We start from the raw sequence: 26,298 nt of genomic DNA, 5'->3' as shown, positions 1-26,298 counted from the left end.
CACCGGTTTCATTGTCAAATTCTTCACCAAAATAATGCAACAGGAATTTTCTGCGAGACATTGACGTTTCGGCATAAGCCACAACTTCCTGCAACAAAGCAAAACCTATTTCCTGTTCTGCAACAGGTTTTCCTGACATGAATTTTTCCAGTTTTTCTACATCTTTATAGGAATAGTAAGCCAAACAATGTCCTTCACCACCATCTCTTCCGGCTCTTCCGGTTTCTTGATAATAACTTTCCAATGACTTTGGAATATCATGATGGATTACAAAACGCACATCCGGCTTGTCAATTCCCATTCCAAAAGCAATAGTGGCAACCACCACATCTACATCTTCCATCAAAAACATATCTTGATGCTTGGCTCTTGTTTTTGCATCCAATCCTGCATGATAAGCAACGGCACTAATACCATTTACTTGCAATACTTGTGCAATTTCCTCTACCTTTTTGCGGCTTAAACAATAAATAATTCCGGATTTGCCTTTGTTCTGTTTGATGAATCGAATAATATCCGATTCTATATTTTTTGTTTTAGGACGTATTTCATAAAACAAATTGGGTCTATTAAAAGACGCTTTAAAAGTTACAGCATCAGACATATCAAGATTTTTCAAGATGTCTTCCTGCACTTTTGGTGTAGCCGTTGCCGTTAATCCAATAACGGGAACATTGCCCAAATGCTTGATAATATTCTTTAAATTTCGATATTCCGGACGGAAATCATGACCCCATTCAGAAATACAATGGGCTTCATCAATAGCAATAAATGAAATGGGAACCGACTTCAAAAAAGCAACATATTCTTCTTTGGCTAACGATTCAGGTGCCACGTATAATAATTTAGTAACTCCTGAAACGATATCTTTTTTAACTTTATTTATTTCTGTTTTGGTGAGTGATGAATTTAAAACGTGTGCAATTCCGTCTTCAGAAGAAACACTTCTGATGGCATCCACTTGATTCTTCATCAATGCAATCAAAGGAGATACTACAATTGCTGTTCCTTCTTTTATCAAAGCGGGAAGCTGGTAGCACAAAGACTTTCCGCCACCGGTAGGCATAATTACAAACGTATTCTTTTTTGATAAGATACTTGTAATTACCTGCTCTTGAAGACCTTTAAATTGGTCAAAACCAAAATATTTCTTTAATTCTTTGTGAATATCAATTTCGTTAGGAATCATTCTTATATATGGGTATTTTAATTAAATTTGCAACCATAAATATACAACTTTCTTTTATTCATACAAATTTAATATACAATCGTTTTGATATCTACAGAAGCACTATTATCATTGGCCAAAAAAACCATTCTTTCTGAAAGTAATGCCGTAGCAAATTTGGCCGAATTACTGACAGAGGATTTTGTAAAATCGGTAGAAGCTATTTTTCAATCCAAAGGCAGATTAATTGTAACGGGGATTGGAAAAAGTGCCATTATTGCACAAAAAATGGTTGCCACATTAAATTCAACGGGAACACCTTCAAGCTTTCTTCATGCTTCGGAAGCCATTCACGGTGATTTAGGCATGGTGCAACCCGGCGATGTAATTATTTGTATTTCTAAAAGTGGCAACAGTCCTGAAATTAAAGTACTCGTACAAATTTTACAAAAATTCGGGAATACTCTTATTGCAATGACGGGAAATCTCACGTCTCATTTAGCCAAAAACTCACATTATATTTTAGATACAACAGTGGAAACTGAAGCATGTCCGAACAATTTGGCTCCAACAAACAGCACAACAGCCCAATTAGTGATGGGCGATTGTTTAGCGGTTTGTTTGATGGAACTCAGAAATTTCACCAGTGAAGATTTTGCAAAATACCATCCGGGTGGAGCGTTAGGAAAAAAATTATTGCTTCGGGTTTCAGACATGTTGGATGAATCCAGAAAACCGCAAGTAAATCCGGATGCTGACATTAGAACTACTATTTTTGAAATTTCAGAAAAAAGATTGGGTGTTGCAGCAGTTGTTGAACACAATAAAATCGTTGGAATTATAACGGATGGTGACATCAGAAGAATGTTAAGCAAAACAGAAACCATTACCGGCATAACGGCTCGTGATATCATGACTGTAAATCCAAAGACCATAAAACCTACAGATCGGGCAGTTGATGCCTTAAACATCATGGAAGATTTTTCCATCACCCAATTGATTGTTTCAGATGAAGGCACTTACAAAGGTGTGATTCATTTGCATGATATCTTAAAAGAAGGCATCTTATAATGACAAATAATACACAAAAAGAAATGTCCTTTTTAGACCATCTTGAAGAATTGAGATGGGTATTGGTGCGTTGTACCATTGCCATTTTAGTTTTGGCGGGTGGTGCATTTTTTATCAAAGACTTTGTGTACAATCAAATTATTTTTGGACCAAAAGACCCGAACTTTATCACGTATCGTTTTTTTTGTAAAATCACCCAATATTTTGGAGTGGAAGGTGCCGAAATATGCAATGCCGAAATGCCTTTTATTATTCAAAATACAGCCATGGGTGGCCAAGTTTCCTTTTTAATTTGGACCTGTATCACCGTGGGGTTTATTATTGGTTTTCCTTTTATTTTATGGGAATTTTGGAAATTTATCAGTCCTGCCTTCTATAAAAACGAAAAGAAATATGCTCGTGCGTTTATCATCGTTTCCTCCTTTTTATTTTTCTTGGGTGTTGCTTTTGGATATTTCATTATTACACCTTTATCCGTTTACTTTTTCGGTTCGTTTTCTGCAAGCCCCGAAATCGTTAATGAATTTAATTTGGAGTCTTATACCAGCATGATAAAAACGTCAACAATTGCTTGTGGTCTGTTATTTGAGTTACCCATTTTAATTTATTTTCTGACCAAAATAGGATTGGTATCACCGCCTTTTTTGAGAAAGTACCGAAAATATGCTTTGATTATTGTATTAATTTTATCGGCAATCATTACCCCACCGGACATTATTAGTCAAGTAATTGTAGCAATTCCCATCATGATATTGTATGAAATTAGTATTTTCATCAGTGCCATGGTCATTAAAAAACAAGAAAAAATAGCTAAAACGATATAACTATGGCAGATTTAGTTCAGGAATTTAAGGACTACCGTTCTAAAATGAACGATAAATTGTTGGCAGACAACAACCTTATTATCAAAAGAATTTTCAATTTAGACACCAATGCTTATGCTGAAGGTGCTTTGGATGTAAAAACAAAAGAACTTCTTGGTTTGGTAGCCTCTGCCGTACTTCGTTGTGATGATTGTATCAAATACCATTTAGAAACCAGTTATAAAAACGGCATCAGCAAAGCAGAAATGATGGAAGCCATGGGTATTGCCACGTTGGTTGGCGGCACCATCGTGATTCCTCACTTGCGAAGAGCTTATGAGTTTTGGGAAGCTTTGGAAAACCAAAAATAAGATAAACTACTGTTAACGGAATATTATTCAACCAATTAATTTGTTAATTTGCACCCAAGTTGCTAAGATTCTCAGCAACTCAGTAACTCAGCAACTCAGATAAAATGAAATTAAGAGCCGAAAATATAGTCAAAACCTACAAAGGAAGAAGCGTTGTAAAAGGTGTTTCTGTTGAAGTAAACCAAGGTGAAATTGTGGGGCTTCTGGGACCAAACGGTGCCGGAAAAACAACTTCGTTTTATATGATTGTGGGTTTAGTAAAACCAAACAGTGGCAAGATATTTTTGGATCAAATGGAAATTACGGATTATCCGATGTATAAAAGAGCTCAACATGGCATTGGTTATTTGGCTCAAGAAGCCTCCGTTTTTAGAAAACTAAGTATTGAAGACAACATCTTAAGTGTGTTGCAATTGACAAAACTTTCTAAAGCGGAACAAATTGCTAAGATGGAAAGTTTAATTGATGAGTTTAGTTTGGAACACATCCGAACCAACAGAGGTGATTTACTATCGGGTGGTGAACGTCGTCGTACTGAAATCGCAAGAGCTTTGGCAACAGATCCAAAATTTATTTTATTGGACGAACCTTTTGCTGGTGTTGACCCCGTTGCGGTAGAAGACATTCAACGTATTGTGGCTCAATTGAAAAATAAAAATATCGGTATTTTAATTACAGACCATAACGTTCAGGAAACTTTGGCCATTACAGATAAAACGTATCTAATGTTTGAAGGAGGCATTCTAAAAGCCGGAATTCCTGAAGAATTAGCTGCAGATGAAATGGTTAGAAAAGTATATTTAGGTCAGAATTTCGAATTGCGAAAAAAGAAGTTGGAATTTTAATCTTCTAAATTACTTCTATTACATCCATTATATTTTTATCTTTGAATTATGTTTTCAATAGAACTGCATGATAAAGCGATAACAAAACTTTGTGAAAAACATAAAGTAGAGTCACTATACCTATTTGGCTCTGCAAATTCTTCAAATTTTAACGATACTAGCGATCTTGATTTTTTAGTAAAATTTAAAGCGTTTGACCTAAAATTATATTTCAAAAACTACATCAATTTTAAAGAGAGTTTAAAAAAATTACTGAATCGAGAAATTGATTTAGTGGAAGAGCAAACTTTAAAAAATCCAATTTTAATTCGTTCCATCGAAAGAAATAAAAAACTGCTTTATGGATGAACGAATTGAAAAATGGTGCTACGATATTAAAATAGCCATTGAAGAGATCGAAAGTTATTTCATTGAATCCGGATATGATTTCTATGAATACAAATTAAATAATATGAAGAAAAGAGCTACCGAAAGAAATCTTGAAATCATTGGTGAAGCTCTAAATCGTATCATAAAAAAAGAAGAAAATTATCTTGAAAAAATTACTGATGCAAAAGCTATTATAGGCTTAAGAAATCAGGTAATTCATGTATATGATAACATTTCTGATGAAAATATTTGGTCTATACTTATTAACCACCTTCCTAAACTAAAAAAAGAAATTAATAATCTATTGGATTAAAAATATTATTTCACAACTAAATACCCCAACATCTTCGGTGTCCCATTATACACATTTATGTCAACAGGACCTTTAATTCCGGGTACACTTCCTTTATCTGTAAACTGCCAAAACAACCATTCATCTTTGATGTTTTCTACAAAAAAATTGTAATTCGCAATCCAAAAAGGATATTCCTTAAACTCTTTTTTTAAAAAATCAGTATAATAACTTTCTCCGGAATAAATAATTGGTTTTACACCATAATGGGCTTCCACTCGATTTAACCATCGTTTTAATCCCATTTTTAAACTGTCCATCGATTGCTTTTTGGGCAGGTTTTCAATATCTAAAACCGGAGGCAAATCTCCTTTTTCCAAACGGACTGTTTTAATAAATAAATCAGCTTGTTTGATGGAATTTTCATTCGGACGATAATAATGATAGGCTCCACGAATCATTCCATTGGCTTTTGATTTTTTCCAGTTGGTTTCAAACTTTTTATCTACTTTATCTTTTCCTGCTGAGGCTCTTATAAAAACAAATGGTAAAGCAAACGTGCCTTCCAATTTTTTTGCTTGTTCCCAATCAATAGTGCCTTGGTATTCTGAAACATCAAAACCTAACACTTTTGGCTGGTGCTTTTTGGCTATTTGAAATATACGGGCTTCTTCTACTTTTGAGGCTTCAGTGGTTTCAATGTGATGACGGGAACGAAAACTGAAATAATACGCCAAAGCTGTTCGGTAGTGATATACAGACAATCCTAAAATCATCAAAAAAAAAAAAGTAATCCCATATCGCCAATACGATTTTGAACTTCCCTTTTTCTTTCGGTTGGTTCGTTTAGGAATTGGACTTTTACGTCGTGTGGGTTTTCGCATCACACCAAAACATTATGCTTTTGAAGCAATGAGGCGATTAGTGAGTAAGGAAAGTAAAACATACAGCAAGATTACCAAAGGAATTGCTGTGATTTTTAACCATACCAATAAGGCAAGAGCTAAAACCAAAAACAAGAGTTGCACTTTATTTTTCTCAAAAGAAAATCCTTTCATTTTTAGTGAAAACAATGGGATTTCTGCATTTAATAAAAAGACACTTAAAATAGAAATTCCCATCAACACATAAGGATTGGTCAACAATTGAAGAGCAAGATCCGATTCTGTTGAGGCTATTATTAGGGGTAAACTAATAATAAATAAAGCATTTGCCGGTGTTGGCAGTCCTATAAATGAATCCGTTTGACGAGTATCAATATTGAATTTCGCCAAACGGTAACACGACCCTAAGGTAATGGCAAATCCAATAAGTGGCAAAATATGATTGACCGGAAAGTACGGATCAAACACAGACATTCCTTCATTTTGATAATCAAAAATGAGTTGAAACATCACATAGCCCGGAACCAATCCACTAGTGACCATATCGGCTAGCGAATCCAATTGCAATCCTAACGGACTTTGTGCCTTAAATAAACGGGCAAAAAAACCGTCAAAAAAATCAAAGAAAATACCCAAACAAACAAAAAAGAAAACCAATTCATACCGATGAGACGAGACAAATAATAGGGCGACACAACCCGAAAGTAAGTTTAATAAGGTTATAAAATTGGGAATGTGCTTTTTCAGACTCATTTTGATTGCTTTGAAAACAAAATTAATACAATATCTTACAATTCCTCACGTTTTCTTTAGGTAATTTTTTAAGATAGCGAAGAAGCTCAATAAAATATTTTACTTTTGAAAAAAATTGACAAATTCCGATTTGTATAAATAAAAAAATGCTTTGAAAAACAGTTTACTTGCCTTGATCTTTTTGGCAACAGGCTTTTCGTATAGTCAAGCAATTCGCAAATATTCTAATGAATTTATGAATATTGGTGTGGATGCAGCCGCATTGGGCATGTCAAACGCTGTAACCGCAAGCAGCATGGATGTCAATTCTGGCTATTGGAACCCTGCAGGTTTGGTCAATTTGGAAGACAGCCAAATCAGTTTGATGCACGCCAGTTATTTTGCGAACATTGCCCAATACAATTATGCCGCTTTTGGTATGCCTATTGACGACAGAAGTGCTTGGGGTGTTTCCTTAATTCGTTTTGGTGTGGATGATATTTTGAATACCACCCAATTAATTGACAGTGATGGAAATATTGACTACAACCGAATCAGTCTTTTCTCAACAGCAGATTATGCGGCCACTTTTTCTTATGCCCGAAAATTACAAGTCCCTGGTTTACAATATGGTGTCAATGCAAAAGTAATCCGAAGAATTATTGGAAAGTTTGCCAACTCCTGGGGATTTGGGATTGATGTGGGGCTTCAGTTTGAACGCAACGACTGGATGTTTGGCGTAATGGTACGTGATATTACGACCACCTATAACATTTGGAATATAGATGAAGATGAGTACCAAAAAATTGCAGACGCGATACCGGGTGAAAACCAAGAACTTCCCGAAAAATCTGAAGTAACTTTGCCAAAAGCACAATTGGGAATGGCCAGAAGATGGGTTATCAGATATGATTACAGCCTTTTAGCAGCCGCTAACCTAAACATGCGTTTTGCAAGAACCAACGATATTATTTCCACCGACGTAGTAAGTATTGACCCAGCGGTTGGATTTGAATTTGGCTATACCGATTTGGTTTTTGTCAGAGGTGGCGTTGGAAACTTTCAAAACATCAGACAGATTGATGATACTGAAAAAATAGGTTTCCAACCCAATATTGGTATTGGATTCAAATACAAAGGCATCCAAATTGATTATGCTTTAACGGATATTGGTGACCAAAGTGCGGCTTTGTATTCTAATATCTTTTCAGTAAAAGTGGATTTGGGAATTTTTAGGTAAGTGGCTGAGAATAAAATAATACAATTTACATGATAACTATTACTCAAAAAGTTAGTTTTCTTTTCGTTTTACTGTTTTCATTTGCGAATGCACTTTTCGCACAGGGTTATCGCCTATCTGATCAAGCAAAAATAAGTGTAATCACTTGTGGAAGTGGCGATCAATTGTATTCTATTTTCGGGCATACTGCAGTAAGAGTACACGATACAGCAAGAGATTTAGACATCGTTTTCAATTATGGTACTTTTGATTTCAACACACCTAATTTTTATTTAAAATTTGTAAAAGGAGATTTAGATTATCTGCTAACCACCACTTCGTTCCATCAATTCTTATACGAATACCAACAAGACAACCGAGACGTTTTTGAACAAGAACTGGCTTTAACCGCAGAACAAAAGCAGCAACTTTTTGATAAACTAACTAAAAATGTGTTTTCCGAAGAACGATTTTACAGGTATAAATTCATTGATAAAAACTGCACCACGATGGCGGTTGACAAAGTAAATGAAGTTTTAAACAAGACTAAAATTGAAAAAACAAAACCTTATGAAAAAAGTTATCGTCACGTATTAAACCCCTACTTAGATAATTTATTCTACGAAAAATTAGGCATCAACATCATTTTCGGTCATAGACCCGATACAGAAGCTTGTCAACTTTTTCTACCTATTGAATTTTTTAAAAGTCTGGAAATAGCTAAAGAAGGTTCAAAACCTTTGGTTGCTCAAACCATTACCCATAACATACAAGATAAAACAAAAATCAAAACCTCATGGTGGAATACAAGTTATACGCTGCTCTTCGGTTTATTGTTGGTTATTGTAGTAAACAATAGAAGAGTAGACAACATCTATTTGATTCTTTGTGGAATAATGGGCATATTTCTATTAGGAGTTGGCTTATATTCATTACACCGAGAAGTATTGTGGAATTACAACGCCTTACTTTTTAATCCGTTATACATTCCTTTAGTCTTTTTCTTTTGGAATAAGAAAACAGCACAATTTACAAAAATGTGGTATGCCAGTTTAGTATTGTTACTCCTTTACACAATATACCTTGCCTTCAAAGCCCATTTTTTGCAACTTGTTCCTTTCATTGGCGTGAACGCAATCCTTTTGTATCGCCTGAACAAAAGATTCTTTTTATCCACAGCTAAAATAGAGCTAACCAAATAGTAAAACTTGTCATTTTGCAGGAGCAAAACTGCGGGAAGTGAAACAAAATCCCTTCTGCCCTAGCAGACAGTCATTAAGTCGAAATTACAAACTGATAATGTATTACGTAAACCCTTTTAAACCCTTAAAACCTTAAACCCTTAAACCTTTAAACTTTTAAACCCTTAAACTCTTAAACTTTTAAACTCTTAAACTTTTAAACTTTTAAACAATTTACTGCCCCCTGTAAAACAACACCGTACTAATCGTTTTAATCACAATATTAATATCCAAAAAGATACTTCGGTGTTTGATGTAATACAAATCATATTGCAGTTTAATCAAACTGTCATCAATAGAATCACCATAGGCATAGTTCACTTGAGCCCATCCTGTTAAGCCGGGTTTCACTACGTGACGGGTTTGATAAAATGGCATGACTGCCGCAATTTCCTCCACAAAAACAGGTCGTTCCGGTCTCGGACCAATAACGGCCATGTGTCCTAATAAAATATTGATAAACTGTGGGATTTCATCTATTCTGGTTTTTCGCAAGAACTTACCAAATGGAGTGATACGCGTATCATTTGCTGTAGCAAAAACAGCTCCATGTTGTTCTGCATTTTTCACCATAGTTCTAAATTTGATGATGCGAAATACCTCGCCGTTTTTGCCCACCCGTTGTTGGGTATAAAATAAGTTACCTTGGTTGCCAAACGCATTTCCAATCACTAAAAAAGGGACCACTAAAAAGCCCGCAACAATTCCAACTAAAGAAACTACTATTTCTAAAAAACGAACAATAATTAAATACAATTGGTTTTGATTGCTTCTACTAAATGGAAAATAGCGGTAGAAATCACGAGCTACAAATTGCACCGGAATGCGTTGGGTCAAACTTTCATACACTTGAATGTATTCTCTAATTACAAATCCGTTCTCTAATAAAAGAAGCAGTTTGTTGTATAAAGTTACCGTAATGGCTTCGGTTTTCTCGGTGGCAATCACCACTTCAGAAATGCCGTTTTGTTTTACAAAAGACTCTAAATTTAGTGTATTTACTGAAGGAATGGTAAGAGCGGTGTTCACATAGTCTTCTTTTGTATCGGTAGCCACATAACCTACTATTTTATAATGTGGGTCGGCATTTTGCAAGCCCGAAACCAAGTCGTAAACCGCCTCATTATCACAAACCAGCAGCACTTTTTTCTCAAATCGGTACGACGCAAAAAACAATTGATACAACAATCGCCATACCAATAAGGCCAACAATACGGCCAAATAGAAATAGAGAATTTGAATCCGATTATTGGGTAAGGTGGGTGTCAATATAGGAGTCAGTAAATAAAACAATACCGTAGTAGAAGCGGTGATAGTTACACTCCGAATCATTTGAAATTGATTGCTGGCCACTTGGAGGTTATACGCTTCAAACACAGTTCCAAAAAACAACAAATAGATGCCCAACACCAATGTCCAGTAAAAATTGGAGGGAGTGATATAAAAATAACTAAAGTTAAAAACACTACCTACCAGATACAAAGCCCCCAAAACAAAAAACACATCAAACACCCGCAAAAGAATTTTACGCTCGGATATTTCAAAATGAATTTTCTTGTTGGATTTCATTTGTAAACTTCAATTTAGAGGGCAAGTTACAAAAATCAGTGACATTGGCAATAGTTAAACTAGTCGGAAAGGGTAAATTATTTGTGTCGTAGTATAGCACACTCTATTTTTTTTTAATTTGATATTTTTTGATAAAATTAAAAGGCCACGATGCTACATTTGTCCTTATTTATATTCTGAGCAAAATCTTTATTAGTAGTTATCTATTGTCATCTGAAGAAGCCTTGTTGTCATGGAGTCGTTTTATTGGTAGTGCCAGGTTTTTTATTTCCGAGGTAAATGGCCGTGAGGATATCTTCTTTTTTTACTTTGTAGTAGGAGCAAAACTCCTCAATGGTGATGGGTTGGTGTTGTTCTTTCTTGAAAAACTTTCGCATCTCTGCCATCATCTTGTAACTCATTCGTTCGCCTTTGCCAAAAAACAATTGGATGTCGTGGGCTCTAATCACTTGTCTGGGGATATTGATTTCCATAGTCCTTTTCTTTTAACCTGTTATGGGACAAATTTATGGCTGATGTGATTTTCATTCGATTTTTTATTCGAGAGTTTACCCGTTGGAATTAGAGAATTTACTATCTTATTTTGTTATTCATTAAAAATAAGTGATTTAACAACGTTATACATCGTCATTCTGTCGTCGGATTTTGATTGTTCTAAGGTTTTGGTATTGTACTCCAATTGGAGCTTGTATTCTTGATTGTTGTACCAGTTTCTGAAAGGGGTATCTTTTACTACTATCAGATTGTCTTTTTCTGCCATTATTCTGTATAGGAAACTAAGCTGAACATGAGTAGTCATCTTTTTATTCAAAGTTTCGAATAAAAGAAATGCTTTTTTATTTAGGAAAATGTGCTTTGGGTAATTGTCATCATCGCCTTGATCACCAATGATTAAATTAGGTATATCATTAGGACTCTGTTTACTATTTCGTGTATTCGTTAAACTTTCTGCGTATTCATATACTTGCCTATATTCATCAGGAAAATTGTTCCAACCCAACACTTTTTTACGGTATTCTAAGTGCATTACAATTGCAGTTTTAAATGCTTTGTGGTATGTTTCATTGTCTTTGGGATATTCTCTCAAAACGACGGGATTTTTATGTTCTTCGAAATCAAAAAATGCATGTTCCCCATTTTTATAATTTTTGATATAGTATTGTTTGTCAAAATTCATTAAACTCATAAAATAACATTTGTCTAACTTATCAAATAAGTTATTTATGCGGTTGTATAATTCTTCCAAATCAAGAAATCCTTTTATTCGATTATTAAATAATTGATCAAATCCGGATTTGTCAATAGTAAAATGTTGTATGTCTGAATTTAATGTATCAATCAAGTTAAAATTTGATTTGATTTCAACTAAGAATTCTTTAAAATAATCAATTTTAGTTTTAAAATTACTAGGTGAATCTTTTGTAATGGTTAAATAATTTAATTCAGAAGTTAGCACATGATGAAAAAAGCCAATTTCAATCGGAACTATCATATTATCAGAAATAATAATTCTGTAACCGTCTATAAAACTGTCTATTTCACTTAAAGTAACAATTAATGGTGTTTTTTCAAAATAATTGTAGTACTCTATGAATATCCAATTGCGAAGTTTCCTTTTGGTAAAGTTAACCATGGCTTCTTTATTCATTTCTACACTTTCCAAATCTTGTAAGTCGAAATTGTTCTTTAATTGACTTAAAAAGATTTGATTCGATTTGATAATTTCCGATCTCATACTACGCTTCTTTAAATGAATTTTAAAAATACTACAAGTTTTTTAATTTGCAAATTTTCTTACGCTTCATATAAAGTTCCCCATTTCTTGAAGGTTGGCTACCTTTACCCTTCACTATCCCTTCTTTATCCCTTACGTATCCCTTCTTTTGCTTCCTATTCTTGCGGGTGTCATTTGGTGTCATTTTCTGCACCTTACTGCAGTATTACTACTCTTGCTGTAGTATCATGCATAAACATGTAATTATCTGAAAATCAATGATTTAATAGAACCAAACACTTGTAGGGCTTATATTGTCGAATTAGTTTTGGGTCATTATTAATTTTAAAACCATACTAAAATGGCAAAATTTGAAGGGATCTTTGAGATCCAGGGGACTATGAAAGGCATGACCTTTTATAAGTCAAAAGACGGGCTCTTAATTAGAGCTAAAGGAGGCGTTTCAAAACAACGCATTAAGAATGATCCTGCTTTTCAGCGAACGCGAGAAAACGGGGCGGAGTTCTCGCACAATTCCCAGATGGGTCAATTGTTGCGACAAACGGTGAGTCCACTTTTACGATTGGCGAAAGACTATCGTGTGAGCAGTCGACTTAACCGGGTGATGAGCCAGATTAAAAATCTGGATGCTGTTTCAGAACGTGGGGAGCGACAGGTACCTATTGGTATCGGAACTGCAGCGGGCAAGGCTTTGCTTACCGGATTTGATTTTAATCAAAATGCTGCTTTTCGAACTGTTTTCCGTACCCCTTATTCTTTGGATCCTGTTACCGGCATTGTTACGGTGACTGATTTCCAGAGTGAATTTCACTTGGGTTTACCGGAAGGAACAACACATGCCAGTTTGAGTAGTGCTGTTGTAGGCATTGATTTTGCAACTCGGGCTTATGACACTCAGTATAGTAACAAGGTAAATTTCGCGATTAGTTCTGGATCGCAAAACATTACTTTAACACCTGTTGCTATGCCCATTGTTACGGAAACTCAGGTCTATTTTTTCTTGATTGAGTTTTTTCAGGAGATTAATGGAGTGCAGTATCCGTTAAAGAAAAACTCGCATAATGTGCTGCATATTTTGGATGTAGTATAGTTGGTTTTTTGCTTGTTTTTTATCCCTCTGAGTTTTTGCTTGGGGGGATTTTTTTTGATGGTGCTGAGGTGCTAAGTTGCTGAGGTGCTAGGTTACGATAATGCAAGAGTTCTTGGGAGTGTTCAATGAACTGTGTAATTTCTCTGCCGGTTTATTCGCCTTCAAAAAGGGCTTTCCATTGTATTGACACGACTCTCCAATCGTATTTTTCTATTACTTTTCTGGCGTTTAAAGTGAGGGTTGCTGTATCTTTTTCCGATTGTAGCAAGCGTATTACAGCTTGAGCCATAGCAGGTGCATCGTTGGATGGTACTAATAAACCGGAGACCTCGTGTTGTATCAAATACGGAATACCACCCACATCCGTGGAAACCACCGGCAACCCCAATGCCATTGCTTCTATCACACTAACGGGCATGTTGTCAATCGTAGTGGTGTTGACGAACACCGAATGGGAAGCTGCTAAAGCAATCCATTCCTCTTTTGTTACTTTCCCGGTCATTCGAACCGGTAGCTTGTATTTTTTTAAGGTTTGTTGCCAAGCCGTTTCCGAAATTGATTTGTACGGTCCGACCATAGTTAATTTTGCTTCAGGAAATTCTTCTCGAACTAGTGCCAGTGTTTGCAAGGCCATTTCAGGATTATAAATCGAATCAATAGCTCTGACCCAAAGCAAATTGGGTTGTAAATTACTTCGCTGTTTAAAGGAGTAGTTTGCCAGGTCTATAGTATTTGGAATTACCTCTACTCGTGGCAAGTTAAAAGCGGTTAAATGTTGCTTTAAATAAGCAGAAGGGATTACTGTTTTATAAGCACTATTAACCAACGCCATGGCTTGCTTAGGGTTCTTTTGAAAACGAGCAGGCAAATTTCCACCATGCAAGATGGGAATATAAGGAATATCAAAAACACGACATAACAAACTACAACTGTACGCATACCAGAAATTTAATGTGCTGTACACATCTATAAGCACTACATCTGCTTTACGGGAATGTAACACAATTGCAAACCACATGTGCAACAACCTCAAGATTTTGTTTTGATAACTGGAAACAGTCGTAACCTCAAACCCCTCCTGTTGCAGTTGCCGGCTCAACGTTTCTATCGTTGAGGGATTGTTGTTTAGTTTGGAGAGCTTGTTTCCAATATACAATAGGGATTTCATGGATGTTTATTTTAAGTAAGGTTAAGGCATAGATGAAGGCGGGTGCGGCAACCCGCATGGCGGTATGATTCAACGTTAAAAACCAAAACAACAAAAAACTCAACAAAAAGAAATGTTGTTTGTTATCCAAATATAACACTAACGGCGTTAGTATTAAAATCAATATACCTAATATACCTAAAAGTCCATGCTCCCCCAACATTCGAGTTAACTCATTGTGTGATGCTATTGAAACATCGAAATGTTCTTGTCTGTATTTGTAGCCACTGCCTACTCCAGAACCAAAAACTGGATTTTCTAAGAACATTTGGATTTCACTAATTGCAATTCGTTCTCTTCCAGAAAACACACTTTGCTTTTCACGACCTAAAGCATCTTGATTTTTATAACGTTTTTCTATTAAACCACCTGTTAACATTGTAGTATAAATCCAAACAGCTAGCATACCCATAACTAAAATACTTACCAAAAAACTAATCTTTAATTTTACTTTACTACTTCCTTTGGTAAACGTAAAAAATAGAAAAAACAGCACCATTAATATACCTGTTATTAAACCTCCTCGTGAAAAAGTTAATAAAGCACGATAAGCGAAAAGAAATGCAATTCCTAAATTAAGTAGCACCAACCAGGTTGTTGTACTCGCAAAAATTGCCCTAACAAAAAAAATAAACATCCCTAACCCAAAAAACGTTGCTACTTGATTGGGGCCATAACCGCCGGAAGTACCGAAATTAGAGCCCGTATGAACCAAAATTTCTTTTAAATCAGGGGTGTACAAAATAGAATACACCAAGCAACTTACAATAGGCAAGCCCAAAACTAATAAAACATTCATCAATTGATTTATTGATAAATTTCTCATGTAACAATATATAGAAATCACTAGTAATGTAACTGGACCTAGAATATTAAAAATTATAGATTGTCTCATTCTTGGATCACTACCTGACTCAATCATACCTATAAAAATCCCTGGTAGTAGGAGTATCCCAAATATCCAAATGGCTATAGCACTTCTGGAAAAACCTTTATAATAAATCCCCAATAGCATAACTAAAATAATTCCATATTTGGCATATTCCCATAAAAAATAACCCTTAGTCATTTTTACCAATAGCTCTGAGCCTACGATGTAAGCAGCCACCATCAAGGCTTCATGATTGGCATTTCTATTTCTAAAAACCCAAACCAAACCCAACAAGATCGTTCCATGAGCAAACACAAAAGATAACGGACGGAATAAATATAAAAGTATCCCAATTCCAACATGAATCAGCAATAACTTTACATACGTTTGTTTATCCATTTTTGCTTATTTTATGACGTTTATAGACGATATGTAATCGGATGGACTTATAAATTCAATGGACTGACCGGAATGTTTCAATTTTGCAATGAAATTTAAAAAGGTTTCTTTTGATTCTTTCTTATTGGCAAGAGACAACATAAAAGGGTGAGCACTAACTGTATAGGTTTCATAATTGGTGGTAAGAATGTGCTGAATGACTTGATCGTCAAATCCATTATAATGATTTTCTAGCACAAAAATTCCTTTGTGATTGTATATTCTTCCTGTTATATTTTTTTTGGTTAACCTAAATTTAGTAAACAAATTTTTATAGGAAATTCGCACCCATTGGTATTTGTTTTTTACTAAAAGTTGCAAGAGTGCTTCCATATTCCCCATTGTAAAGAACGGGAACAATCCTCTATCACCCAGACTGAAGGCTCCTTTTTGCCACCATGTCATTGGACGGTTATGAGGAGGTACAAACCCTGTTACAAAACCTTCCTTAGCAATGGATTGTTCCAATGCCTTTTTACTTCTTTTCAAACTCTTATTGATTTGGTCTTCTGTAAACAATGGAATCCATTCGTGTTTCCAACTGTGGGATGCAACTTCATGACCATTAGCCGCTATTTCTTGAATTAGCTCAGGGAATGTATATGGATAAACCCCAATCTCTGCCGAAAAACCTGTGATTGCGAAACAACATTTAATTTTCTCTTCTTTTAAAAATTCCAATAGCCATCGCACATTGTTAATTTCTTTTTCAAATTGTTCAAAATGAAAATTATACGGCAAAGTTGAATTTACTTGACCGATAGGTCCGTCAAAATCCCAAATCAATACTATTTTTTTTGTTTTCATTACTGATACCATTCCTAAACGGATTCTTTAAAAACCAATGTACGCAATTTACGATAATAGTTTGCAAAAGTAAACAAAGTTGCCAATTGCTGTACTTTTAATGACTTCTCCTTTAAATCGTTAGTATTTGCCATTACAGCTTTTTGCAAAACTTCTGTAAAACTAACCACTCCTTTTGTATCCCAAACATAACCATTTGTGTCAGTAAGATAATGTTTGATACTACTCACATTTGATACGACTGGAATAGCACCATAGCAAGCTGCTTCGGCTATTACTTTTGGAAACCCTTCATTCGTACTGGGCAACAGAAAAAAATGGGATTGAGCCAAGTAATCATGCACTTCACGTCTGTCTAGATACCCATGAAAATAAATAGGAAGCTTTAATTCATTGGCTTGCAATTCACAAAATTTACGATTAGGCCCATCCCCTATTATATGTAGAGCTTTAATCAAATGTGAAGGAACAGTCGCTACAGCATCCAAAATCCGATTTACTCCTTTCACATGATCAATTCTGCCTACAAACGTCAGTACGAAAGGTGGCGTAAACTGTTTGGCAATTGCAACTTCTTGACCTTTACTCAAATGTTCTTCCGTTAAACAAGGGTTTTCAAACGAAAAACATTGTGGGGCCTGATGGGGCCAAAAGCCATTAATTGTCACGGGATAATCAACCCATTTTTGTTGCAAAAACCAACGTTGCCAGCCGTTTGAACGGGGTGGTTTTTCTTGTTCCCAATCGCCCGCATACTTTACCCAAAAAATATAGTCGCGTTTCCAAAACCAAGTAAATAAAGGTAATAAAAATAATCCCATGGCGGTAGGAGTTCGCAACTGGACCTCAGTAGCTCCTGCTAATTGCCGCTTTACAGTACGAATGATACCCGGCATCTTTTGTAGTATTCCTATTTTTTTTATAAAACTACTCCCTCCATAAGCCGGAATGGGAACATATTTTATATTTGATTTAGCATAAGCCACAGAACTGGGTGGTGGTGATTGGGTGTGATAACACGCTACATGGACCACTTCTTCCCAATACTCCGCCAAATAATTGATTTCATGTACAGTAGGACCCCAACCACAAATGGCAACGGAAGCATCGGTGTAATGCTCCGTATGGGATATAATAAGTAGTTTCTTTCGCTTCATGATTCCATTATAGTTGTATACTTTTCAATGATATCTTTCCATTGAAATTGTTGTGCCCATACTCTGGCTTGACTTGAATACGTCTCATAGTCTGCATAAATTTCAATCAATGCCGCTTTGATGGCTATTGGGTCATGGGGATCCACCAATTTACCGCTATACCCCTCTTGTATGGCATCTGCTATCCCACTGTTGATAGAGCCTATTGCGGGTAAACCTAAAGCATTGGCCTCCAAAACAGCAATACCAAAACCTTCAAAATCGCCATTGGCTAAATGCTCACTCAACATTATAAACACATGACTTTTTTGCAGTCGTACTCGTTTTTCTGTTTCGGTCAAAACACCATGAAAAAAAACGCTTTCTCCCAATTGTAATTCATTTATTTTCGCTTTGATCGCTTCAAGTTCTGTCGGCAAACCTATACAATGATACTGAATCGTATCCTTCCAAGTAAGCAATTCCGGCAAAGCGTTTATCACATTGTGTTGTCCTTTTCTACGGGTAAGATTACCTACAGTCACTAACGAAACAGGAAGCTCTTTTTGTACGTCTGAAAAAGAGGCATCAGGCAAAACAATTCCGTTAGGAATGACGGTTACATAAACGTCAGGTAAAATAGCTGCTATTTTATTCCTTGTAAAATGAGAAACCGCCACTACTTTTTTAAATCGTTTTAAACTCATTTTAGTAAACCACCGGCTAAAAAAACCACCGGCTTTTAATTCAGTGCCGTGAATAATGGCTACACTGCTTATACTTGTAAAAAAAAGCGAGATTAAAGCACCCATCCAAAGGGAAAACTTACCGGAAGCTATTAGTATATGAGGTTGGTTTTGCTTAGCTATTTGTAAAACTGCTGCAATTCTATACAAGTAAGTACGCCCCCAATTTTTTCGTTTCGTGCGATGAACCTTGAAGGATTGCGACCTGTCAAATGCGGTTTCCTCTTCATTATCGGCCATCCTTCGGTTGGTATGAACCTGAACAGCATAGCCTTTTTTTGTGAGTTCCGATGCTAAATGAAAAGCATGAGTTCCTATGCCTCCGGGTAAGGGTGGGAATTCTGAAGATAATATTAAAATTCTTTTCTGCATTTAAAGAAATAAATAGACTCTATTTAATTGGATATAATTTTATACATTTCATTAATCCAATTCTCTCTAGAATAATAATTTATTTTATTTTGATGAGCTTGCCAACACAAATCAGAACTTTTATAATTTATTACACCTTTCCTAATTGCAATTTCTAAATCTTCAACATTTTCTTTCTCTACCAAATATCCATAATCAGACTCTTCAATAACATCTTGAGAACCTGTACCAAAAGTCCCTATTAAGCAACATGAATGTTGCATAGCTTCTAAAAGAACATTAGGAAAAGCATCATTTCTACTAGGTAATACAAATAGTTTTGCTTTTAGCATGAGTTTATGTACTTCTAAATTTGATAATTTCCCTGTAAATATAATATCCTGACTTAAAGTACTATTTTTAACTTCTTTTAATCCTTCTCCACTCCCCACAACAATTAATTTATAATTTGAAAGAAAATTATTTTCTTTTTTTAGATTAGTGAATGCTTGAATTAGTACGTCTGTGCCTTTTATTAATTTTCCTTCACTATTAAAAGAGACTCCACCAACATGAAGAATGATATCTTCCTTCTTTATAAATGAAATTTTATTAAAATCAAATGAATTAAACATTACATAAATTTTATTTTTTAAATGTGGAAACATATTTTCAATTCTTGGAACCATTGGTTTTGATAAAACTATAAATTTTTCAACCCTCCTAAATTTAATTTTATTTATCCATTTTTGATTATAAAAATCTGATCTGAAAAAAGGATAATATCTAAACTTAAAAAAATATGAAAAAAAATCAGCAAACAGATTTCCTCGAAATGTCGAAATCACAACGTCTGGTTTCTCTTTTAAAAATTTATGAAAAAAAATAAAAAAAGATTTAATTTTGAAATTCATACCCCAGTAAACTACCTCCACACCTTCAAAATTTTCAACATTATTAGTTGAAAAATGCACAACCTTCACATTTTTTTTTACTAAATATTTTGAAAAATCCTGAAATTGTTTATGTCCCGGAATATTGTTTATGGTGTCAATAATAAAAACTTTCATATAAAGTAAAATATCTTAAAGTCTAGTGTATTATTTTTTCTTAATAAAAACAAATATTGTAATTAATTTATGTATCTTAGTAATTAACATACATAAACTTTGATTCTTTTGAATTTGCCTTTTAACAAATAGAGTGCTTTCGATCAATTTCTTAAAATACAAATTAAAGTTGGCCCGTAATACTTACCAATAAAAGATTTATACAAAAACTTATAAGTATCTATTTTATTTAAATTTAAATAAGGTGTTTTTTTTGTTTCGCACATTAAAACTTTAAAATTATAAAATTCAGCAATATTTTTTATGCTTTCTATCGTGAAATAATTTAAATGAATTGGCGGACCTGTTTGGTAAATCTTATCAGATAAATTTTTATAATTTTTAATTTTCTCATAATTTGGTACAGTAAACCCTAAATAACCATTTTTTTTTAGTTTAGATTTAACTAAATTGAAAAAATGATTTAAATCTTGGAGGTGTTCAATAACTTCAAAGGCAATTATTGCATCTTGATTATATTCAACATCTTCTAATTTAGAAAAATCACCAATATCAACATTTAATTTTAAAGATTGTGCCTTTTTAGCAGTTAACTCATCTAATTCTATACCATAATATTCTTTCCCAATTTTAGTCAAATAGTTTGCTACCAATCCGATTCCTGCTCCTATTTCTGTAATCGACTTTATGTCATTTTTAAGAATAAATTTTAATATTTTCAACTTGGGTTTCCCAATATTAACGTATAAATTATTTTTGATTTTATTGAATTCTAGTTGATGAGATTTATACTGATCTGTTTTATTATAAAGTTTATCGTAAATATCAATAAAATCATTTTCAGAAAAAATTGTTTTAGAAAATATAAGCTTACAAGAATTACATACTACGAGATTAAAAGTTTTATTAATTGTAGTTATTTCATTTTTACAAATTTTACAAATCTTAAATTCTTTCATTTTAAATAGTTATTGATTCAACATTTTATTCGATATTTTCCAAGACTTTAAAACTTGATAAAAAATCAATATTGATATTAAAGGTATTAATAAAAATGATAATAGCTTCAAAATTTTATGAGATTTGAATTGATAAGGAATTAAAGAAGGGAAGATTGAGTTTAATATCAAATATGATGTGTTTTTATCCCCAAAATACTTCCTACTAAAATACAACACACTTGGCACCGGTCTGGGTCCAAACAATTTTTTAGGTCGCCAACCGTCCCAACTGCCCATTTGCCGCAACCCCCCTTGACTGACTTTTAAATGAACTCGTTTCGCTTTCGGATTGGAAATGTTTTTATAGCCGTTCAAATAAGCCCGTAATCCAAACTCCCCATCGCCCATGCGTTGCTTTTCAAATTGTAAATCAAAATAACCAATCTCCTGAAAAATGGCCTTTTTCAACAACACATTGCCCGTATCCAGCTGATCACTCCAACGAAAATAACTGTAATGTTTTGGGATTTCAGCTCCCACAACACTCAACGAAACTCCGGAAGAGATATCGGCTTGAAAAAAATCAATCGTTTTTAAATGTTCCGATATCCAATTGGAATCAATTCGGGAATCGTCATCATACAACAAAATCCAATCGCCTTTGGCTACTTGAATGGCTTCATTTCTAGCTTTCCACAGGGCTTTTTCCTCTTGGTACCAATAACGCAAATCCAACTGCCATCCTTGGTAAAACGATTTCCGGAACGGGTCAGTTTGATCCACTACCAGCACTTCAAAATTTTTATAGTCCTGTTGTTCTAAATCCCGAAGCACATCGCTCAAGTAGTCATACCGATTTAAGGTTGGAATAATTATCGAAACCAACGGTTGACTTTGCACTAACGGGCTTTCAAAAGTGTCGTATTCCGGGTACTCAAATACTTGGTTGGAATACGTCACACGTTTCACTTTTCTCGTTTTAAAAAACCCGGAAAGCTCTTTGATGGGGTTATGCAAAGTAACTAATCGGAGTATCAAAGTGTAAAGTACCCAAGCTGTGTGGACATTTTTTCTGAGAAAACGGTATTCATCTATCACAGGAATTTTTTCTAAGTCCCAAATATCTATACCCGTTTCCGACTGAAACTCAATATATCCGGATTGAAATGCCGTATAGGCTCTGTCACGTTCTCGTCCGGCTTTTGAAACATACCCTTTACCACTGGGAAACAAACGCCCTAATGCCTCCAAACGTTCTGTAGTTGGAAAGTATCCCCAGTCTTTTTGAGGTTTGAGGTTAAAGTACCAAATAGGTCGAATGTAGGTTAAAAAATTAAAGAGCATTTCCTGTTTTTTTCATGTAATGAGCTACTGTCAAAATTTCTTTCCAAAGCTTTCTGTTCTTACGTTGTAATTCCAAAAAGTCTTCGTTTGAAATTGTTTTGTGAAATTCTAATACTTTGTCAACTATCAGATGTCGTTCCTCCCATTCCACCCATACCATATGTTGTTTCCAATCTACTTCATCAGCCAAAGGCAACAAGCAATCTGTATTGACAAATATAGGTATTTTACCCATCAAAAGGGTTTCATACAAACGCACAGAAAAATTACCGGCACCTCGAACACAAAGCACATAATCCGATTGCAAAATATTATCGTAATATTCTTTGGTGGTTCGCTCTTGTTCCGCTGTATTTTTTGCTCCTCCTCTATAGTGTTTTCTAAAGATAAAATTACAGTTCAAATCAGTTGCATTTGCTAAGGTTTGCAACAAATGCCAACGCTCATATGCCGAAGCAAAAAGAGGTTCCCAGTCGTTTCGAAAAGGGTTTTCCAATAAACGCTTCCCGTTTTCCAGCAAGCACTTGAGTAGTTCTTTTCCTCTTTTTATTGTTGAACCCGTTGCATGTCCACAAAATCCAATACTCGGAATGTCTGATTTATCTTTTGGAATAGGTTCTTCCAAACCATATATTTTTTGAAAATGATCAGATAAGGAGATCGGAAAACCAAAATTTTTATCTGAAAGCTGCCTTTTAAAGCCCCCCATTCTAAAATAGGTAAACTGAGAAAATTCAGGATAGGCTTTCCCAAAATCTCCTGAAATATAGCCAAAACCTTTAATCCCATGTTTTTGACAAATACGATTGTATGAAGAAAGCTGTTGCAACTGTCCTGTATTTACATAATAATTTACAGGAAGGGGCAAAAGCATAAAAGCAGCTTCATCAGGAGAATCGGTATAGTGAAACGTATCCGCTACACCCCATCGTTCTTTTAATTTTAAATCATTACACCAACCTTCCGGAGTGCAAAATGGTCGGGTTAGCACAAATAGTTGAAATTTATTTATGCCGACAAAATCAATGGATGGAATAAAAATTTTAATCATTATAAAATTTCATAAATGAGGCTTGTTGTTTCTCAACTGAATAACCTTGTTTCACTCTCGCTATAGCTTGTTCACTACTTTTTATTTTTTCTGTTGCATCTAAATCTAAAAATAAAGTAATACCGTTAGCCAAAGCTTCCGGATTTCGCTTGGTGACTACACTCCCTGTAACACCATGCACGACATTCTCTTGTAACCCTTCTGCATCACTCACCATACAATAAACCCCCATTGCCTGAGCCTCCAACACCGCATTGCCAAACCCTTCCTGAATGCTGTACTGCACATATACATCCGTTTGCTCCAATTGCTTTTTAATATATTCCGGCGATTGTTTACCTGCAAAAGTCACAAAAGGATTAATTCCTAATTGATGTGCCGTAAACCGCAAGCGTTCTTCTTCCGGTCCGGTTCCAATAATGTTATAGTGAAAAGCTACTCCCTTTTGATGTAACAATGCTAAGGCTTCTAGGGTGTAATCCAATCCTTTTTTCCAATGCAATCGGGCAATGGTCAGCAATTGTAAAGGAGACTGCAAGGTCTGTAATGGTAGTGTTCTCGAAAAAAAAGCGGTATCAATTGCCGGAGTTATCTTAACACATTTGCCTCGAATGGCTTCACCTCCCAACTTTGCTATCAAATCCGCTAAATCATCTGATAATACGTGAATCTTATCTACTTTTTTCCAAACCTTATCATAACAACCAGGATGTTTTAATGGATAAATTGTAATATCAAACCCCCTGAAACTTACCGCCATTTTGGCACCAATAGCGTCTGCAACATTTTCTCTACCCAAAGCCATCGTGCCAAATCCAAAATGAAGCCAATCCAACCGTTCTGATAAGAGTGTCGCATTCAGCAGCAAACGTGAAATTAACTTTGACCATGAGGCATGCTCTTTTCGTTCGCTTTTTATAAACCGAAACACCGTTTTAGCATGGCTAACCAATAGAACAAATAACGTTACTATTGCCCTCAACAGCAAAAGCATACGATTTCCTTGGGTAGAAAAAGAACATACTACACGAGCTCCACAATACTGCGTTTCCGGAGTTTTTCCATTCACAAAGAGCACCACTTCATGTCCATTCGCAATCAGTCCGCTGATTTTTGAACGGAAAAAGGTCTCTGAATAGGCCGGAATCGCCGGTAAAACAAGGCCAATTCTCATGCGTGTGCTTCTAAGGATTGATATAATTTTTGCATTGCTGTAACCATTTGTTGCTCCGTAAAGTTTTGTTCAATAGTGTTTCGGGCAGCCTTAGTCATACGTTGATAGTCTTCAAGAGCCAATTCAGAAACCTTTACTATAGCTGCTGCTATAGCTTTCGGATCGCGAACAGGCACTACAAATCCATTCACACCATCTGTCACCACCTCAGTCATCCCGCCACAAGCGGTGGTTACTACAAGTGTTCCTAAAGCCATGGCTTCCAAGACCACATTAGCAATACCCTCTTCCACACTTGGCAGTAAAAGAACATCGGCCTGATGTATCGCTTCCAATACCTCATCCGAAGATAAATAAGGTTTGAATTGAATGCAATCGTCTAAACCCGATTGATCTCGTAAAAAAAGTAATTCTTCATTGGGATCAAGACCGATTATGGTATAAGAAAAAGAAACATGGTTCTTTTTTAAAAGACACACGCCTTCAATCGCATACGAATACCCTTTAACCCAATGTGCTCTTCCAATAGAGAGTATCTTTATTTTTTTAGTTGATGCCGCTTTAACTTTAAAAGTGAAATTTTTAAGATTCAAACCACTGTAAGCAACATAAATTAATTCGGGAGAAACACCATAGGACACTACTTCTTTTGCTATTGCTTTGGAAACCGCATGAAAAGCATCTACTTTAGAAAAATGTAAAACATAACTTTCCGCATACTTGGTATATACCTTCGGACTTATCGTTAAATGAGTTCCCCTTGCACTCAACACCAATTTCATCCCAAACTCCTGCACCCACATCCAATCACCAATAGCCTTAGCCCATTGCAAATGAAAAATATCAGGTTGATGGTATAAAACCGGATAGCATTTTAATTTTTGTAAGGTTCCCGTACGTCCTTGTTGGGCAAGAATTTTATCCAGTTTCTTTTTAGCCTTGGCCTTGAACAACAGCAATAAAACCGTGTATTTAAAAAGTTGCCAAGCCTTATGTGCTTTCCCTCGATAGCCTACTACGGTTATAGTAGGAAACGCATAACTAACCTTTTTCTTCATTGCTCCAAACAAAATCAATTCCACGCCTTCTTTAGCCAAAACATGTATCAAACGATCAATAAAAACAGGTGGTGGCAATTCTCCGGTGTATAAAGCTACTTTCATGAAACAACATATTGGGTAAAAATAGAAAAAAAAGGGATTGGTTGGTAAAGTTGAGGCAAAACAAAATCAGGCAAAACCCATTTTCATAATAAAGTTTAGTGAAGAAAATTTCAACTGAAAACTATGTAACTCTGAACGTCCTGATTTTGCCTTCCGCCGAAGCGGATTTTGGGCACACAAAATCAGGTAAAAAGTATCAATTTCAAAAAACTTAAATGAACTTATTACTTAAACTTCTATGCCTTATATGGTAAAAAAAATCAAATTTTCAGTAAATCAAACCATTAGCTTCTCTTTTAGAAAACACCGACAAAGTCAATAACGTACTCACCACATGTGAATGCTTCAAATGCTCTTGTTGAAAACCAGTATAGAATTGTTTCACAATAGTTGGATCTATTAAGGAGTCAAATGAAGGGTTTTCAAACAACCACTGTCGTAGTTGAATATCGTTGGATTTTCCTAAAAATTGGTTTTCATAATTGTTCTTTACCAGCTTTTTAGTAAAAACGGTGTGATTTAGTTTCTGAAATACACGAAACGGCAGATTCCATGGCATTTTGTTCCAATGATAATGGTACAAATTAAACGGACGATGGTCTTGCCAAGT

At 35.1% G+C, this 26,298-nt stretch carries 26 protein-coding genes and 1 pseudogene; 9 read left to right on the top strand and 18 right to left on the bottom strand.

What is annotated here, in order from left to right; translation table 11 throughout:
• A partial coding sequence (locus B3L86_RS02440) for a RecQ family ATP-dependent DNA helicase (protein WP_291114687.1) occupies positions 1 to 1,189 on the bottom strand: 1,189 nt, incomplete at its 3' end.
• Positions 1,190 to 1,273: 84 nt separating this feature from the next.
• Between B3L86_RS02440 and B3L86_RS02435 the strand changes: the two genes are divergently transcribed.
• The 6 genes from B3L86_RS02435 to B3L86_RS02410 all read left to right on the top strand — a co-directional run bounded on the left by B3L86_RS02435 (position 1,274) and on the right by B3L86_RS02410 (position 4,940).
• The gene (locus B3L86_RS02435) at positions 1,274 to 2,239 is read left to right on the top strand and encodes a KpsF/GutQ family sugar-phosphate isomerase (protein WP_291114685.1); all 966 of its coding nucleotides are present in this window, start codon (positions 1,274 to 1,276) and stop codon (positions 2,237 to 2,239) included.
• Positions 2,239 to 3,063: a twin-arginine translocase subunit TatC gene (gene tatC, locus B3L86_RS02430; protein ID WP_291114683.1), complete on the top strand. Its 825-nt coding sequence runs from the start codon at positions 2,239 to 2,241 to the stop codon at positions 3,061 to 3,063. The genes B3L86_RS02435 and tatC overlap by 1 nt, the downstream gene beginning before the upstream one ends.
• A 2-nt stretch (positions 3,064 to 3,065) precedes the next feature.
• On the top strand, positions 3,066 to 3,413 hold the full coding sequence (locus B3L86_RS02425; RefSeq protein WP_291114681.1) for a carboxymuconolactone decarboxylase family protein: 348 nt from the start codon (positions 3,066 to 3,068) through the stop codon (positions 3,411 to 3,413).
• A gap of 104 nt (positions 3,414 to 3,517) precedes the next feature.
• The gene (lptB, locus tag B3L86_RS02420) at positions 3,518 to 4,258 is read left to right on the top strand and encodes an LPS export ABC transporter ATP-binding protein (RefSeq protein ID WP_291114679.1); all 741 of its coding nucleotides are present in this window, start codon (positions 3,518 to 3,520) and stop codon (positions 4,256 to 4,258) included.
• A gap of 48 nt (positions 4,259 to 4,306) precedes the next feature.
• Positions 4,307 to 4,606, top strand: coding sequence for a nucleotidyltransferase family protein (locus tag B3L86_RS02415; protein WP_291114677.1), 300 nt, complete (start codon positions 4,307 to 4,309; stop codon positions 4,604 to 4,606).
• A complete protein-coding gene (locus B3L86_RS02410) occupies positions 4,599 to 4,940 on the top strand; it encodes a DUF86 domain-containing protein (protein ID WP_291114675.1) in 342 nt (113 codons plus the stop codon). The genes B3L86_RS02415 and B3L86_RS02410 overlap by 8 nt, the downstream gene beginning before the upstream one ends.
• Positions 4,941 to 4,945: 5 nt before the next feature.
• On the opposite strand, the gene B3L86_RS02405 is transcribed toward B3L86_RS02410, so the two are convergent.
• On the bottom strand, positions 4,946 to 5,803 hold the full coding sequence (locus tag B3L86_RS02405) for a glycoside hydrolase family 25 protein (RefSeq protein WP_291114691.1): 858 nt from the start codon (positions 5,801 to 5,803) through the stop codon (positions 4,946 to 4,948).
• 12 nt (positions 5,804 to 5,815) lie between these two features.
• A complete protein-coding gene (locus B3L86_RS02400) occupies positions 5,816 to 6,556 on the bottom strand; it encodes a CDP-alcohol phosphatidyltransferase family protein (protein WP_291114673.1) in 741 nt (246 codons plus the stop codon).
• Between the two features lie 235 nt (positions 6,557 to 6,791).
• Between B3L86_RS02400 and B3L86_RS02395 the strand changes: the two genes are divergently transcribed.
• Together B3L86_RS02395 and B3L86_RS02390 are read left to right on the top strand one after the other, a co-directional pair.
• Positions 6,792 to 7,775, top strand: a complete 984-nt coding sequence (locus B3L86_RS02395) for a PorV/PorQ family protein (RefSeq protein ID WP_291114689.1) — start codon at positions 6,792 to 6,794, stop codon at positions 7,773 to 7,775.
• Positions 7,776 to 7,804: 29 nt separating this feature from the next.
• Complete coding sequence (locus tag B3L86_RS02390) at positions 7,805 to 8,956, top strand: DUF4105 domain-containing protein (protein ID WP_291114671.1); 1,152 nt, start codon at positions 7,805 to 7,807, stop codon at positions 8,954 to 8,956.
• A 213-nt stretch (positions 8,957 to 9,169) separates the two neighbouring features.
• On the opposite strand, the gene B3L86_RS02385 is transcribed toward B3L86_RS02390, so the two are convergent.
• The 3 genes from B3L86_RS02385 to B3L86_RS02375 form a co-directional block, all read right to left on the bottom strand.
• Complete coding sequence (locus B3L86_RS02385; RefSeq protein WP_291114669.1) at positions 9,170 to 10,564, bottom strand: exopolysaccharide biosynthesis polyprenyl glycosylphosphotransferase; 1,395 nt, start codon at positions 10,562 to 10,564, stop codon at positions 9,170 to 9,172.
• Between the two features lie 230 nt (positions 10,565 to 10,794).
• A complete protein-coding gene (locus B3L86_RS02380) occupies positions 10,795 to 11,037 on the bottom strand; it encodes a hypothetical protein (protein ID WP_291114667.1) in 243 nt (80 codons plus the stop codon).
• A gap of 113 nt (positions 11,038 to 11,150) precedes the next feature.
• Complete coding sequence (locus B3L86_RS02375) at positions 11,151 to 12,299, bottom strand: hypothetical protein (protein ID WP_291114665.1); 1,149 nt, start codon at positions 12,297 to 12,299, stop codon at positions 11,151 to 11,153.
• Positions 12,300 to 12,639: 340 nt separating this feature from the next.
• On the opposite strand from B3L86_RS02375, the gene B3L86_RS02370 reads away from it, so the two are divergent.
• Positions 12,640 to 13,389, top strand: a complete 750-nt coding sequence (locus B3L86_RS02370) for a hypothetical protein (protein WP_291114663.1) — start codon at positions 12,640 to 12,642, stop codon at positions 13,387 to 13,389.
• Positions 13,390 to 13,540: 151 nt separating this feature from the next.
• Here B3L86_RS02370 and B3L86_RS02365 read toward each other — a convergent pair whose 3' ends face one another.
• The 12 genes and pseudogenes from B3L86_RS02365 to B3L86_RS02310 form a co-directional block, all read right to left on the bottom strand.
• Positions 13,541 to 14,557, bottom strand: coding sequence for a glycosyltransferase family 4 protein (locus B3L86_RS02365; RefSeq protein ID WP_414655117.1), 1,017 nt, complete (start codon positions 14,555 to 14,557; stop codon positions 13,541 to 13,543).
• The gene (locus tag B3L86_RS02360) at positions 14,457 to 15,866 is read right to left on the bottom strand and encodes an O-antigen ligase family protein (protein ID WP_291114660.1); all 1,410 of its coding nucleotides are present in this window, start codon (positions 15,864 to 15,866) and stop codon (positions 14,457 to 14,459) included. The genes B3L86_RS02365 and B3L86_RS02360 overlap by 101 nt, the downstream gene beginning before the upstream one ends.
• Positions 15,867 to 15,872: 6 nt before the next feature.
• Positions 15,873 to 16,712, bottom strand: coding sequence for a polysaccharide deacetylase family protein (locus B3L86_RS02355; protein ID WP_291114658.1), 840 nt, complete (start codon positions 16,710 to 16,712; stop codon positions 15,873 to 15,875).
• 14 nt (positions 16,713 to 16,726) lie between these two features.
• Positions 16,727 to 17,869 carry a glycosyltransferase gene (locus B3L86_RS02350; RefSeq protein ID WP_291114656.1) on the bottom strand — a complete coding sequence of 381 codons (1,143 nt, stop codon included), beginning with the start codon at positions 17,867 to 17,869 and terminating at the stop codon, positions 16,727 to 16,729.
• Positions 17,866 to 18,966: a glycosyltransferase family 4 protein gene (locus B3L86_RS02345; protein ID WP_291114654.1), complete on the bottom strand. Its 1,101-nt coding sequence runs from the start codon at positions 18,964 to 18,966 to the stop codon at positions 17,866 to 17,868. Before B3L86_RS02345 ends, B3L86_RS02350 begins: the two co-directional genes overlap by 4 nt.
• A gap of 23 nt (positions 18,967 to 18,989) precedes the next feature.
• Positions 18,990 to 20,015, bottom strand: coding sequence for a glycosyltransferase family 4 protein (locus tag B3L86_RS02340; RefSeq protein ID WP_291114652.1), 1,026 nt, complete (start codon positions 20,013 to 20,015; stop codon positions 18,990 to 18,992).
• A 143-nt stretch (positions 20,016 to 20,158) separates the two neighbouring features.
• Complete coding sequence (locus tag B3L86_RS02335; RefSeq protein ID WP_291114650.1) at positions 20,159 to 20,974, bottom strand: class I SAM-dependent methyltransferase; 816 nt, start codon at positions 20,972 to 20,974, stop codon at positions 20,159 to 20,161.
• 9 nt (positions 20,975 to 20,983) lie between these two features.
• Positions 20,984 to 22,300, bottom strand: coding sequence for a glycosyltransferase family 2 protein (locus tag B3L86_RS02330; RefSeq protein ID WP_291114648.1), 1,317 nt, complete (start codon positions 22,298 to 22,300; stop codon positions 20,984 to 20,986).
• A complete protein-coding gene (locus tag B3L86_RS02325) occupies positions 22,290 to 23,351 on the bottom strand; it encodes an exostosin domain-containing protein (protein ID WP_291114646.1) in 1,062 nt (353 codons plus the stop codon). The genes B3L86_RS02330 and B3L86_RS02325 overlap by 11 nt, the downstream gene beginning before the upstream one ends.
• Positions 23,344 to 24,525: a glycosyltransferase family 4 protein gene (locus tag B3L86_RS02320; protein WP_291114644.1), complete on the bottom strand. Its 1,182-nt coding sequence runs from the start codon at positions 24,523 to 24,525 to the stop codon at positions 23,344 to 23,346. The genes B3L86_RS02325 and B3L86_RS02320 overlap by 8 nt, the downstream gene beginning before the upstream one ends.
• Positions 24,522 to 25,688 (bottom strand): glycosyltransferase family 4 protein, encoded by a 1,167-nt coding sequence (locus B3L86_RS02315; protein ID WP_291114642.1) that lies wholly within the window; start codon positions 25,686 to 25,688, stop codon positions 24,522 to 24,524. The genes B3L86_RS02320 and B3L86_RS02315 overlap by 4 nt, the downstream gene beginning before the upstream one ends.
• Positions 25,689 to 25,956: 268 nt before the next feature.
• Positions 25,957 to 26,298, bottom strand: a pseudogene (locus B3L86_RS02310) (asparagine synthetase B family protein); the annotation flags it as partial.

The organism is Flavobacterium sp. UBA6135 (assembly GCF_002428305.1).
GTDB lineage: Bacteria > Bacteroidota > Bacteroidia > Flavobacteriales > Flavobacteriaceae > Flavobacterium.
The sequence above is the reverse complement of the archived record's forward strand: the minus strand, read 5'-3'. Positions and strand labels throughout refer to the sequence as shown.